Consider the following 12,574-nt stretch of genomic DNA (forward strand, 5'->3'; position numbering starts at 1 on the left):
TCCACGGTTTAACCGGGCGGCATGGGAAAACGATTGATTCCGCCGGAAGACCCGGCCGAAATTCACGATGTGCCGCTGCGTGAGGCGCTGGAAGAGCGCTATCTTGCTTACGCGCTGTCCACCATCATGCACCGCGCGCTGCCCGACGCGCGCGACGGCCTCAAGCCGGTGCACCGGCGCATCCTCTACGGCATGCGTCTGCTCAGGCTCGACCCCGGCACGGCCTTCAAGAAGTCCGCCAAGATCGTCGGCGACGTGATGGGCTCGTTCCATCCGCATGGCGACCAGGCGATCTACGACGCCATGGTGCGCCTCGCGCAGGATTTCTCCTCGCGCTATCCGCTGGTCGACGGCCAGGGCAATTTCGGCAATATCGACGGCGATAATCCCGCCGCCTACCGCTACACCGAAGCGCGCATGACCGATGTCGCGCGGCTTCTGCTCGACGGCATCGACGAGGACGGTGTCGAGTTCCGTCCCAATTACGATGGCCAGTCCAAGGAGCCGGTGGTTCTGCCGGGCGGCTTCCCGAACCTGCTCGCCAACGGTGCGCAGGGCATCGCGGTCGGCATGGCGACCTCGATCCCGCCGCACAACGCCGCCGAGCTCTGTGACGCCGCACTGCATCTGATCGAGAAGCCCGACGCCAAATCCAGGGCGTTGTTGAAGTGGGTCAAGGGTCCGGATTTCCCGACCGGCGGCATCATCGTCGATTCCAAGCAGGCGATCGCCGAAGCCTACACCACCGGCCGCGGCTCGTTCCGAGTCCGCGCCAGATGGGAGCAGGAGGAGGGCGCCCGCAGCACCTGGGTCGTCGTCGTCACCGAGATCCCCTTTCTGGTGCAGAAGTCGCGCCTGGTCGAGAAGATCGCCGAGTTGCTGGACCAGAAGAAGCTGCCGCTGGTCGGCGATGTCAGGGACGAGTCGGCCGAAGACGTCCGTCTCGTGATCGAGCCGAAGTCGAAGAACGTCGATCCTGCCCTGATGATGGAATCGTTGTTCCGGTTGACCGAGCTCGAAAACAAGATTCCGCTGAACCTCAACGTGCTGCTGAAGGGCCGCGTGCCCAAGGTGGTGGGACTCGCGGAGTGCCTGCGTGAATGGCTCGACCATCTGCGCGACGTGCTGATCCGCCGCACCAATTATCGCAAGGCGCAGATCGAGCACCGGCTGGAAGTTCTCGGCGGCCTTCTGATCGCCTATCTGAACCTCGACGAGGTGATCAGGATCATCCGCACCGTGGACGAGCCGAAGCCGGCGCTGATCAAGGCGTTCAAGCTCACCGACGTGCAGGCCGAAGCCATCCTCAACATGCGGCTGCGTAGCTTGCGCAAGCTGGAAGAGATGGAGATCCGCACCGAGGACAAGAACCTCCGCAACGAGCTGAAGGGCATCAACGCAATCCTGGCGTCCGAGCCCGAGCAGTGGAAGAAGGTCAGCGAGCAGGTCGGCAAGGTCCGCGACATGTTCGGGCCGAAGACGCCGCTCGGCAAGCGCCGGACCACCTTCGCGGACGCGCCCGAGCACGATCTCGCCGCGATCGAGGAGGCCTTCGTCGAGCGCGAGCCGGTGACGGTCGTCGTCTCCGACAAGGGCTGGATCCGCACCATGAAGGGCCATGTCGAGGATCTCTCGGGCCTTGCCTTCAAGCAGGACGACAAGCTCGGCTTTGCCTTCTTCGCCGAGACCACCTCGAAGCTGCTGCTGTTCGCCACCAACGGCAAGTTCTACTCGCTCGACGTCGCGAAGATGCCGGGCGGACGCGGTCACGGTGAGCCGATCCGCCTGTTCATCGACATGGAGCAGGAGGCGGCGCCCGTCGCGCTGTTCGTCAACAAGGGCGGCCGCAAATTCCTGGTCGCGAGCCACGAGGGCCAGGGCTTCGTCGTCAACGAGGACGATTGCGTCGGCACCACCAAGAAGGGCAAGCAGGTCCTCAACGTGGACATGCCGAACGAGGCGCGCACGGTCACCGAGGTGCTCGGCGACACCGTCGCGGTCATCGGCGAGAATCGCAAGATGCTGGTCTTCCCCCTCGACCAGGTGCCGGAGATGGCCCGCGGCCGCGGCGTCCGCCTGCAGAAGTACAAGGACGGCGGCCTGTCGGACGTTGCCGTGTTCGAGGCCAAGGCTGGCCTGACCTGGAAGGACTCCGCGGGCCGCGAATTCTCGGCGACCATGAAGGAGCTGGCCGAGTGGCAAGGCACCCGCGCCGACGCCGGCCGCTTGCCGCCCAAGGGATTCCCGAAGTCGAACAAGTTCGGCCGGGTGATCGGGTAGGGGCGGCCGTGACGTTGTGGAAGCAGCGTGCAACTGCCTCCACAACGCAATGACGCGAGGAGAGAGCGTCGCTCTCCAATTTGCATTCCGCCACCTTGCGCGGTCTGATACCGTCCGCCATCCCGGTTTTCTGGAACGTCGAGAAGTAACGCGATGTACGATGTCATTGTTGTCGGCGGCGGCTCCGCCGGCGCCGCTGTTGCGGCGCGGCTCTCGGAAGATTCCGCAAGGCGTGTCCTGCTGCTCGAAGCGGGCCTTGACTGGCGTGCCGACGAGGCGCCCTGGGAGGTCAGGACGCCGAATCCGATCCCGATCATCCACAAGCGCGAATACCAGGAGAAGTGGCAGTGGCCTGATCTTCTGACGCGCCGCGTGGCCGGGCAGGAGCCGCGCTTCTACTGGCGCGGCAAGGGTCTCGGCGGCTCGTCGATGATGAACGGCCAGATCGCGATCCGCGGCGTCGCCGACGCGTTCGACGAATGGGCTGCCAATGGCTGCACCGGCTGGTCGGCCAGGGAAGTGATGCCGCTATTCTCGGTGATCGAGGACGATTTTGAGTTCGGCGACGCTGCCGGCCATGGCCGCGGCGGCCCGCTGCCAGTTTACCGCGCGCCGCCTGAGAAGTGGGGCCCGATCGATCGGGGCTTGCGCGATGCCGCACTGGCGAGCGGCTATCCCTGGTGCGACGACCTCAACGGTCCTGATGGCGAGGGGGTGGCGTGCTATCCCATCAACAGCCGAGACAGCCGCCGCATCACGACCAATGAGGGGTATCTGGAGCCCGCGCGCGGGCGCGCCAATCTGGAGATCCGCGGGCGCGCGCTGGTCGATCGCGTGCTGATCAGCGACGGCCGGGCGACCGGCCTTCGTGTTCACGTCGAGGGCCAGGGCACGAGCGAGATCAGCGCGCGCCAGATCGTGCTGTGCGCCGGTGCCATCCACAGCCCCGCTATCCTGCTGCGCTCGGGCATTGGACCGGCCGACGAGTTGAAGGCGATGGGGATCGCGGTCGAGCGCGACCTGCCGGTCGGCCGCCATTTCTTCGACCATCCGCTGTTTCGCGCCACGATCCAACTCCACGAAAATCTGCGGCCCACCGATCCCGACACCCGCCACACCAATTGCTGCGTGACCTATTCGTCGGGCCTCGCCGACGGCGGCAAGCGCGACATGATCCTGATCGCCTTCAATCACCGCGGCATCGGCGTGCCCGGAGCGATCGGCGCGGGTCTGTTCAATGCATATTCGCGTGGAACGCTTAAATTGGCCTCGGCCGATCCGACGATCGATCCTGTTGTCGAGGAAAACATGCTGGCCGATCCCCGCGACATGCTGCGCATGATGGATGCAGTGAAGCGCCTGGCCGTGATCACCTCCCAGCCGGCGCTTTCAGGCATCGCCGACTGGATCCGGCTCACCGACACCGAACTGACATTGCCGCAGGCTGCAGCGTTGCCGGACCACGAGCTCGACGCGCTGCTGCGCCGCGAGACCGGCGACATCCAGCATGCCGCCGGCAGCTGTCGGATGAGCGGCGTCAACGACGCCGACGGCGTGGTCAACCCGGATGGCACCGTGAAGGGAATCTCCGGCCTGCGTGTCGCCGACGCCTCGATCATGCCGTCGGATTGCCGCGCCAACACCCACTTCACGACGGTGGTGATCGGCGAGGCGATCGCGCGGATGATGATGCGGTAGAGCTACTGCGCCAAAACCCACTCGTTACCATCATCCTGAGGCGCGCCCTAAGGATGATGGCATGATGCTCGCAATGACGGAGCAAGCGCCGAGGCATCGCTCTCCAATTCACATGTCAAGCAGCAGACACGCCGTCGCTTTCTCGCGGCATGTTGTGCCCGAGGTTTACGGTCAGTTTCGCGCCATCTTCAAGGAAAGGGCGCAGGGAAGGTCGGGCGCCGGCTGGCACCCGCAGGTCCGTGCGCCATAGAAATGCACACGGGGTGGACCACAGGTCTCGCCGGATCGCCCGGCCTTCCCTGCGCGAAATGGTTTTAACGGTGTCCTTCGTGCTCTCCCCGGGGAGCGATGCACTATGCCCCCGTCGCGCTTGCGGATGGCTGATGCACGTGCCCGGTCGGGCCGCCACGTCACCGCAAGGCTTGACGCACAGACCCCGGGCGTCAGGACCACACGACTTCTCCGTCCGCGCACGTCTTCGCTGGGACTTCGAAGGCTGGCGTGTGCTCGCCGTCGAAGCCATGCCAAGACGCTTGTCAGCGTCGTGTCGTACGCGCGAAGGCGATTACTCACGGCCGAAGCCGCCCTGTAACGCCGATCGCGCCCGACGCCGTCGCGTCCATCGCTGCCCGGCCCGCGGTTCGTGACGATCGCGATCCGCCCCTTGTCTCGGGCCAGGGTGGCTCGTTTGTACGATAGTTCCGAAATTCGGTAAAATGGAATATTTTCGCAGATGGAGATTGACAGGAGAAGTGATCCAAATGTCCCGGTGTTTTGCCAGACGGACAATGGTCGACGGCGAGACCTAGGTGACGAACGTCTGCGTTGCGAGCGCGTACTCAGAAATGGCGGCTACTGACGGCAAAGCGAAGGTCGCCCCCGCTTAAGTCATCACCGACGGCTCATGCCCCGAAGCGGGCGTTCTGGCCCGTTCGAGACATGCAGGTCCGATCTGACGAGGTCGCTTCATTCGGTCAGACCGGAAGTCATCACATCGGGGGCAAGCCGACGAGACTGACCCTACCCGAACCGAGCGACTCTTGCCCATCGGCCTTGTGTTCGGTGGCAACATTTGCAAGCCTAGCTGTCGACCTTAAGCCGGCTGTTTTTCTATATGCCTTGCATTTCACGGGCTTTGATTTCTGCACTTTTGCTGCTGGCGATGGCCGCTGGTCCCGGCGTCTTGGCCGACGACAACAAACACGTCTTGTTGTTGCATTCGTTCGGCGCCGAGATGAGGCCTTGGAGTGACTATGCTCAAGGCATTCGTCAAGAGCTGAACCGTCAATCGCCATGGCCGCTGACGATTACAGACCAATCGGTGGTCTCGGCTCGCTACGATACCAACAGTTCGGAGAAGCCGTTCGCCGACTATCTCGCTGCTCTGTTCGCCCAACACCCTCCCGCTGTGATCATAAGTGTCGGCGCTCCTGCGGCGGCGTTTGTGCAACGAAACCGCGGCCAGCTATTTGCTTCTACTCCGATGGTCCTGACCACTCTCGAGGAGCGTCGCATCCGATATTCCGACCTTACGCAGGACGATGCGGTCATACCTATTCAGATCGACTACAAGGCGGTGATCGCGAACATCCTAAAGGTATTACCCGACACCCGACATATCGCGGTCGTCAACGGCACTTCACCCAACGAGCAGTTTTGGTCAAACCTCATCAAAAAGGAAGCGGCACCTTTAGCGGGCCGCGTAGAGCTAACAATATGGGACAATTTGTCCTTTGCAGACATATTGAAAGAAGCTTCCCGTCTTCCGCCGCACTCTGCGATCATTTGGGAAGGGATGAATGTCGATGCGGCAGGTGTTGTGCACGACGGCGACGAACCTTTTAAGAGTTTACGTGCTGTCGCTAATGCACCCATCTTTGGTTATACCGAGCCACTTATCGGGCAAGGCGTTGTTGGGGGGCCGTTCAACGCAATACGCGACACAAGCCGCACCACGGCCGCTGTCTCGGTTCGCATCCTTGGAGGTGAAAAGGCAGGCGAAATCAGGATCCCCGCTCTTCCATTTGCAGCTCCGAAATTCGACTGGCGCGAAATGAAACGTTGGGGGATAGCCGAGGGTCGCCTTCCTCAAGGAAGTGAAGTCGATTTTCGCGGTCCGACCGCGTGGGAGCAATACCGTTGGCAAATTGCTTTAATTGCCACGGTCATTTTGCTTCAGGGCGTGCTGATTTCTAATTTGCTGAGGGAGCGGCTGCGTCGTTCGCGTGCCGAAGTGCAGGCGCAGCAGCGCGCGGCGGAACTCGCGCATATCAATCGATATTCGACGGCGGGTGAGCTTACTGCGACTATTGCGCATGAACTGAACCAACCGCTTGGTGCGATATTGACCAACACCGAGACCGCGGAAATCATTGTTAAATCCGGCGCGCCCAACCTTAACGAAATCGCAGATATCCTTGCGGATATTCGCCGGGACGATCAACGCGCAAGCGAGGTCATCGCGCGATTGCGCAGTTTGCTTAGGAAAGCGCCATTTGAACTTAAGCAGATCGATTTAAATGATGTTGTCCGCGACACCGTGCACTTTCTCTCTGCATTGGCTGTTGCTCGGAATGTCAATCTCACCAACCACATTGATCCGCTGCCGCTGCCCATCAAAGCCGACCCGATTCAACTCCAGCAAGTCGTCTTGAACTTGATCACGAACGCGATGGATGCGATGTCTGATATGCCGATTGCTGAACGCGCAATTGCGATTTCGGCCAAACGTGACCGCAATTTTGCGGAACTCTCCGTATCAGATGTAGGTCCCGGCATTCCCACTGAGAAGCTCAAGAACGTGTTTGAGCCGTTTTTTACGACCAAGCCCCGGGGCATGGGCATGGGCCTGTCCATTGCCCGAACCATTGTAGAAGCGCATGGCGGGGAGTTGTGGGCGGAGAACAAGCCGACCGGTGGCGCCATCTTTCACGTCAGGCTGACTCGCGCCACGGCACCTGAATGACCGCTAATGGTCCATCGAGTTGGTTGTCACACCGCAGCGACCTGTCTCGAGCGAGAGGTAGAGCAGAAGTCGTCCCACTCAAGGGACGACGGCCGCCGTCTTCGACCCATGTAAGGCATTTCGCCGTTCAGAATTTGCACGGCGCAAAATGACGCCGCGCGCGGCCTGTCACTGCACGGAACCTATTCCGGGAACATTGACTTGGAGAACATTGACTTGGATCAAGACTGCCGGTCCAAGTGCAGGAGCCTTGTGCGAGGTCGAGGAAGTTCCAATGCGCAAGTTGGTTTTGACGATCCTGACGATGGGCATCCTTTTAACAGCGGGGTACGCCGGGGCTCAGACCTATGATCCGGCTTTTCCGGTTTGCTTGCGCGTCGTCGCCCGGGGAGGCGCCTCTTACCATAGATGCGCCTACCATACGATGGACCAATGCCGGGCAGCGGCTAACGGTCAATCGTGCAGCCTTAATCCATACTATGCCGGTACGAAGTCCCGGGTGAGACGGAATGATCCGCGATATCATCGCCAAATCGGATCAGGCTCTCGCGCGCCTGCCGAGACCAGATCGTGCAATCATGGCGTCGAAGCCTATTACGGGGCTTGCCAGGGTTACGCGCCCGGCGAAAAAGAACGCTTTCTCGAGAGTGTGAGGCGTTACATGTAGCAGTCGTGCTACAGGCGACGGCCCGATCGCATTCGGCTTTGGCGGCCGAAGTGCACGCGATGAATGCGCCCTAGATTATCCCCGCAAACCGCAACGCGACGCCCGCGGCACAGCTGCCCGCGAGCACCGTCAGCATCCCGAGCTTGAAGCGGAAGATCGCGGTCGCGGCCGCGATCGACAGCACGAGCGCGGGGACATCGACGCTGGTCGGCACCGGCATGTCGAAGTTCAACGGGAACGCATGCACCGGCACGGTCTCGCGGAACAGCGTGTGCAGCGCGAACCAGATCGAGAGGTTGAGGATCACGCCGACGACGGCGGCCGTGATCGCGCTGAGTGCGCCGGCGAGGCCCTTGTTGCCGCGCAGCAGTTCGACGTAGGGGGCGCCGACGAAAATCCAGAGAAAGCAGGGCGTGAAGGTGACCCAGGTCGCGAGCAGCCCGCCGAGCGTGGCCGCGAGCATCGGCGACAGGCCGCCGGGATCGCGGTAGGCGGCCATGAAGCCCACGAACTGAAGCACCATGATCAGCGGGCCCGGCGTCGTCTCGGCCATGCCGAGCCCGTCGAGCATCTCGTGCGGCTTCAGCCAGTGATAATGCTCGACCGCCTGCTGGGCGACGTAGGCCAGCACCGCATAGGCGCCGCCGAACGTGACCAGCGCCATCTTGGAGAAGAACAGCGCGATCTGGCTGAAGACGTTGGCCTGCCCGAGAGACAGAAGCAGCGCGATCACCGGCACCAGCCAGAGCGCCAGCCACAATGCGCCGACCCGGATCGCGCGCCCGGTATCGGGCCGGACGTGATCGGGCACGGCCTCGCCGAGCATGCTGTCGATTGCGGCGGTGCTGCCGCCGTGGCCATGACCGGCCGGAGCGAATTCCGGACGGCCTTGCCTCGCGCCGACATATCCGATCATGCCCGCGGCGATGATGATGATCGGGAAGGGCACTGCGAAGAAGAAGATGGCGACGAAGGCGATCGCCGCGAGTGCGATCATGATGCGGTTCTTCAGCGCCCGCTTGCCGACGCGCACCACGGCCTCGATGACGATGGCGAGCACGGCGGCTTTCAGCCCGAAGAACAGCGCCTCGACGAAGCTGACATTGCCGAAGGCGGCATAGACGTAGCTGAGGCCGAAGATGGCGATGATGCCGGGCAGGATGAACAGCCCGCCCGCCATCAGCCCGCCGGCGGTGCGGTGCATCAGCCAGCCGACATAGGTCGCAAGCTGCTGCGCCTCCGGGCCCGGCAGCAGCATGCAGTAGTTCAGCGCGTGGAGGAAACGGGCTTCGGAGATCCAGTTCTTCTCCTCGACCAGGATGCGGTGCATCACCGCGATCTGGCCCGCGGGCCCGCCGAAGCTCAGGCAGGCGACGCGGAACCAGACGCGAAACGCTTCACGGAAGCTGACGCCGTGACCGGCGTCAGCTCCTGCTTCGAGAGTACGGGTATCCATCACGCCTTCACTTTGTTGGTCGGCCAGTTGTGGGTCTCGCCAGTGGCGTCGCGGCACCAGCGGTAGAAGGCGTCGTAGAGCAGCATGCCGGCCTCGAGTTGCTCGATGTCGTCATCGTACATCCGCGACAGCCCGAGCGAGGCGGCGAGCAGGCCGGGCGCTTCCGGCGCAAGGTCGGGCCGTGCGGTGTCGGCGCCGCGCACCAGCGTTGCGAGCCGGAGCAAGGCCGGGGTGGCGATCCCGAACTCCTCGATCATGACGTCGAAGGTGCAGAGCTCGCCGCGGTGGCTCCAGAACACGTTCTCGATGTCGAAGGGGGCCGCGCCAAACCGCTCGCCGACGGCGACCACCTCGGACGGGGCCACATACAGGAACACCGCGTTCGGATCGACGAAGCGGCGGATCAGCCACGGGCAGGCGATACGGTCGACCTTTGGCCGTGCCCGCGTCACCCAGACGGTGCGTCCCCTGGCGTCGCGCGGCGGCAGTTTTGACGCGTCGATCAGCGGCAGCTTGGCATCCTTCCAGCCCTCGAAGCCGCCCTCCAGCGTCTCGGCCTGCACGCCGAGCTGCCGCAGCCAGGCCGCAGTGCCCTGCGCGAGCTTTGCGCCGCGCAGGCACGAGACGATCGCGGAGCGGCCGGACAGCTCGCCGCCCCAGTCCGAGACGTTTTCGTGGCTGAGCTTGATCGAGCCGGGGATCAGCCGCGGATCGGCAGCAAAATCCTCGTCGGTGCGCACGTCTATCAGCACAGGGGCGTTCGCCGTGCCGATCAGCCGTGTCAATTTGTCAGATGATATGGTCGTAAACGTTGACATGATGCGTCCTCGCATAAACGAAACGGGACGCGATACTTGGGCATGTCGCCTCGTGGGGAGATCGCTCAAATCCCCATGGGAACATTACAGCGAAATCGTGCGAGCCTGTCAATCGCCGGTTTCGAAGGCGATGAGCGTTAGAAAGATCGGCTGCCGCGGCCTATATTGGGCAGAGGAATCTGTTCCCGGAGCCTGACCTGATGCATTCCCATTCCATCGAGCAATGGACCCATGACCACGCCTTTCTCGGCGACAAGCACGAGGAGAACGAGCGGCGCACCTGGCTCGTGGTCGTCCTGACGCTGGTCATGATGGTCGTCGAGATCGTCGCCGGCTCGCTGTTCGGCTCGATGGCGCTGCTCGCCGACGGCTGGCACATGGGCACGCATGCGGCGGCGCTCGGCATTGCCGCCTTCGCCTACCGCTTTGCGCGGCGGCACCTGGGAAATTCGCATTTCACCTTCGGTACCGGCAAGTTTGGTGATCTCGCCGCCTTCTCCAGCGCGATCATTCTCGGGCTGATCGCGGTCGAGATCGCCTATGAGAGCGTGCTGCGGCTGATCACGCCGGTGCCGATCGTCTACGGCGAGGCGATCGCTGTGGCTGCCCTTGGCCTTTGCGTCAATCTCGCCAGCGCGTGGCTCTTGCGCGGCAGCCATGATCACCACCATCACGGCCACGGCCATGCGCATCATGACCACGACGATCGTGATGATCACCACCATTATCATCACGACAACAATCTTCGCGCCGCTTACGTCCATGTCATGGCGGATGCCGCGACCTCGGTGCTGGCGATCGGTGCGCTGCTGATGGCGATGTATTCGGAGTGGGTGTGGGCCGATCCGGCCGTAGGCCTGATCGGCAGCGCGGTGATCGCGAGCTGGGCGTTCGGCCTGATCAAGACATCAGGTGCGGTGCTGCTCGACGTGCGCGCCGACGAGAAGCTGGAGCGGGTGATCCGTGCGCGGATGGAAACCGGCGACGACCGCGTCACCGATCTGCATCTCTGGCAGGTCGGCCCCGGCCATTGCGCCGTGCTGGTGTCCGTGGTGTCGGACAAGCCGAAACAGCCGGCCGTCTACAAGAAGCGGCTCGCCGGGCTGAAGGGGCTGAGCCACGTCACGGTCGAGGTCGAGACCTGCCCGCATTGACGTGATCGGCTGAAGCGGAATTGCGCGGCGTGGCCGCAAGCCGAACCGGGGTCAGCTTTTCGGCGCGGTCACAGCGGGCGGGCTCGCATCCGGCGCCTTCTTCGGCCGCAGCGACCCGGCATAGAACGAGACCAGCCAGACCAGGATGATGGCGAGGAGATAGACGCCCCAGGCCTGCGGCGGCGTGGTCGCCCAGCGCAGGAGGCCTTTCAAGTCGCGGGGCGGACGGTTGTCTTCGGTCATGCTTTGCTTGTGCGCGAAAGCCGCAAGCCGGTCAATCCGGCCGCGGCTCGGCGCGGATCAGGAACAGCGCGGCCAGTGCCGACAGGCTGAGCGCGGACGAGACGATCAGCACCTTGGCTCCCATCACGTCGATCAGCAGGCCGAAGGCCAGCGGCGCCACGGCCTGCGCCATCCGTGCCGGCGCGCCGATGATGCCGAGGCGGTAGCCGAAATCCTTCGGCCCGAAGATCGACAGCGGCAGGGTGCCGCGGGCGATGGTCAGGATGCCGTTGCCCGAGCCGTGGAGCAGCGCAAACGCGCTGGCGGCGGGGGCGCCGAAGATGGCGACGACGGCCGCGCCGAGCGGATGGGTGAGGCAGGCGAGCCGCGTCGACCACAGCGGATGAAAGCGGCTGAGAACGCTCGCTTCGAGGATGCGCGCGAGCACTTGTGCCGGACCGATCAGCGCGCCGGCCGCGATCGCCTCGACATGTGTCGCACCGGTTGCCTCCACGATGCGCGGGAAGTGCACCGCCATCGCGCCGGTGACCGTCCAGACCGCGGCGAAGACGAAGGCGAGCAGGATCATGGTGCGGTCGAGCGGCAAATGCGGCTTCTCGGCCGTCGCCGCCGCCTGCTTCGCCCCCTTGATCGCCGGCAGCATGAAGAAGTTGAGGGGCAGGCCGATCAGGATGTTGGCGGCGGCCCAGGCAAAACAGGTGTCGCGCCATCCGATATGGGCGAGGCCCCAGGCGGTGAGCGGCCAGCCGACGGTCGAGGCAAAGCCCGCCATCAGCGTGATGCCGGTGATGGACCTGCGCGCCTCGGTGCCGTAGATGCGGCCGAGCGCGGCGAAGGCGGCGTCATAGAGCCCCATCGCCATGCCGATGCCGAGCACGAGCCAGGCCATCGCCATCACCGCCACCGATTGCGAGAGGCCGAGCAGCACAAGGCCGGCCGCGATCGTCACGTTCGATGCCGACAGCACCTGCCGGCCGCCGACGAGATCGATCCGTCGCCCGATCCGCGGGCCGAGCATTGCCGAGATCACCAGCGAGGCCGAGAACGCGCCAAAGATCCAGTTGGAGGAGACGCCGAGGTCGTGCGCCATGGGATCGGCGAGCAGCGCCGGCAGATAGTAGCTGGAAGCCCAGGCCAGGGTCTGCGTGGTGCCGAGCGCCAGGATGATCGGAAGCTGGCGCTGGCTCATCCCCGCGTGCTTCCGATTCTGGCCGACAAGATCATCATCGCTAGCATTTGCCGCCCGCGCGGCGAGTGCGTCAACCGCGGCTGCGGCATATTCGATCTGCAAGG

At 63.7% G+C, this 12,574-nt stretch carries 9 protein-coding genes; 5 read left to right on the forward strand and 4 right to left on the reverse strand.

Annotation, left to right across the window (positions count from 1 at the left end; translation table 11 throughout):
• The first annotated feature begins 21 nt into the window (after nt 1-21).
• The 4 genes from parC (at nt 22) to NR187_RS17420 (ending at nt 7,610) form a co-directional block, all read left to right on the forward strand.
• On the forward strand, nt 22-2,280 hold the full coding sequence (parC, locus tag NR187_RS17405) for a DNA topoisomerase IV subunit A (RefSeq protein ID WP_256807119.1): 2,259 nt from the start codon (nt 22-24) through the stop codon (nt 2,278-2,280).
• Nucleotides 2,281-2,433: 153 nt separating this feature from the next.
• The gene (locus NR187_RS17410) at nt 2,434-3,978 is read left to right on the forward strand and encodes a GMC family oxidoreductase (RefSeq protein WP_256807120.1); all 1,545 of its coding nucleotides are present in this window, start codon (nt 2,434-2,436) and stop codon (nt 3,976-3,978) included.
• A 1,135-nt stretch (nt 3,979-5,113) separates the two neighbouring features.
• Nucleotides 5,114-6,943: a HAMP domain-containing sensor histidine kinase gene (locus NR187_RS17415; RefSeq protein WP_256807121.1), complete on the forward strand. Its 1,830-nt coding sequence runs from the start codon at nt 5,114-5,116 to the stop codon at nt 6,941-6,943.
• Between the two features lie 274 nt (nt 6,944-7,217).
• On the forward strand, nt 7,218-7,610 hold the full coding sequence (locus NR187_RS17420; RefSeq protein WP_256807122.1) for a DUF3551 domain-containing protein: 393 nt from the start codon (nt 7,218-7,220) through the stop codon (nt 7,608-7,610).
• 70 nt (nt 7,611-7,680) lie between these two features.
• On the opposite strand, the gene chrA is transcribed toward NR187_RS17420, so the two are convergent.
• Nucleotides 7,681-9,066 carry a chromate efflux transporter gene (gene chrA / locus NR187_RS17425; protein ID WP_256807123.1) on the reverse strand — a complete coding sequence of 462 codons (1,386 nt, stop codon included), beginning with the start codon at nt 9,064-9,066 and terminating at the stop codon, nt 7,681-7,683.
• A complete protein-coding gene (locus tag NR187_RS17430) occupies nt 9,066-9,884 on the reverse strand; it encodes a chromate resistance protein ChrB domain-containing protein (protein WP_211385915.1) in 819 nt (272 codons plus the stop codon). Before NR187_RS17430 ends, chrA begins: the two co-directional genes overlap by 1 nt.
• A gap of 200 nt (nt 9,885-10,084) precedes the next feature.
• Here NR187_RS17430 and dmeF point away from each other — a divergent pair, with 200 nt between their 5' ends.
• The gene (gene dmeF, locus NR187_RS17435) at nt 10,085-11,038 is read left to right on the forward strand and encodes a CDF family Co(II)/Ni(II) efflux transporter DmeF (protein ID WP_256807124.1); all 954 of its coding nucleotides are present in this window, start codon (nt 10,085-10,087) and stop codon (nt 11,036-11,038) included.
• Nucleotides 11,039-11,089: 51 nt separating this feature from the next.
• Here dmeF and NR187_RS17440 read toward each other — a convergent pair whose 3' ends face one another.
• Both NR187_RS17440 and NR187_RS17445 read right to left on the reverse strand, forming a co-directional pair.
• Entirely contained in the window at nt 11,090-11,281 is a 192-nt protein-coding gene (locus tag NR187_RS17440; protein ID WP_211385917.1) for a hypothetical protein, read from the reverse strand.
• Between the two features lie 31 nt (nt 11,282-11,312).
• On the reverse strand, nt 11,313-12,470 hold the full coding sequence (locus NR187_RS17445; protein WP_211385918.1) for an MFS transporter: 1,158 nt from the start codon (nt 12,468-12,470) through the stop codon (nt 11,313-11,315).
• Nucleotides 12,471-12,574 lie beyond the last annotated feature (104 nt).

The organism is Bradyrhizobium sp. Bra64 (genome assembly GCF_024519875.1).
GTDB lineage: Bacteria > Pseudomonadota > Alphaproteobacteria > Rhizobiales > Xanthobacteraceae > Bradyrhizobium > Bradyrhizobium japonicum_G.

Bases quoted from the DNA above. Each gene is read 5' to 3' on its own strand.
- NR187_RS17440 (WP_211385917.1), bottom strand. From the start codon at position 11,281: ATGACCGAAGACAACCGTCCGCCCCGCGACTTGAAAGGCCTCCTGCGC.
- NR187_RS17430 (WP_211385915.1), bottom strand. From the start codon at position 9,884: ATGTCAACGTTTACGACCATATCATCTGACAAATTGACACGGCTGATC.
- parC (WP_256807119.1), top strand. From the start codon at position 22: ATGGGAAAACGATTGATTCCGCCGGAAGACCCGGCCGAAATTCACGAT.
- dmeF (WP_256807124.1), top strand. From the start codon at position 10,085: ATGCATTCCCATTCCATCGAGCAATGGACCCATGACCACGCCTTTCTC.
- chrA (WP_256807123.1), bottom strand. From the start codon at position 9,066: ATGGATACCCGTACTCTCGAAGCAGGAGCTGACGCCGGTCACGGCGTC.
- NR187_RS17420 (WP_256807122.1), top strand. From the start codon at position 7,218: ATGCGCAAGTTGGTTTTGACGATCCTGACGATGGGCATCCTTTTAACA.
- NR187_RS17410 (WP_256807120.1), top strand. From the start codon at position 2,434: ATGTACGATGTCATTGTTGTCGGCGGCGGCTCCGCCGGCGCCGCTGTT.
- NR187_RS17445 (WP_211385918.1), bottom strand. From the start codon at position 12,470: ATGAGCCAGCGCCAGCTTCCGATCATCCTGGCGCTCGGCACCACGCAG.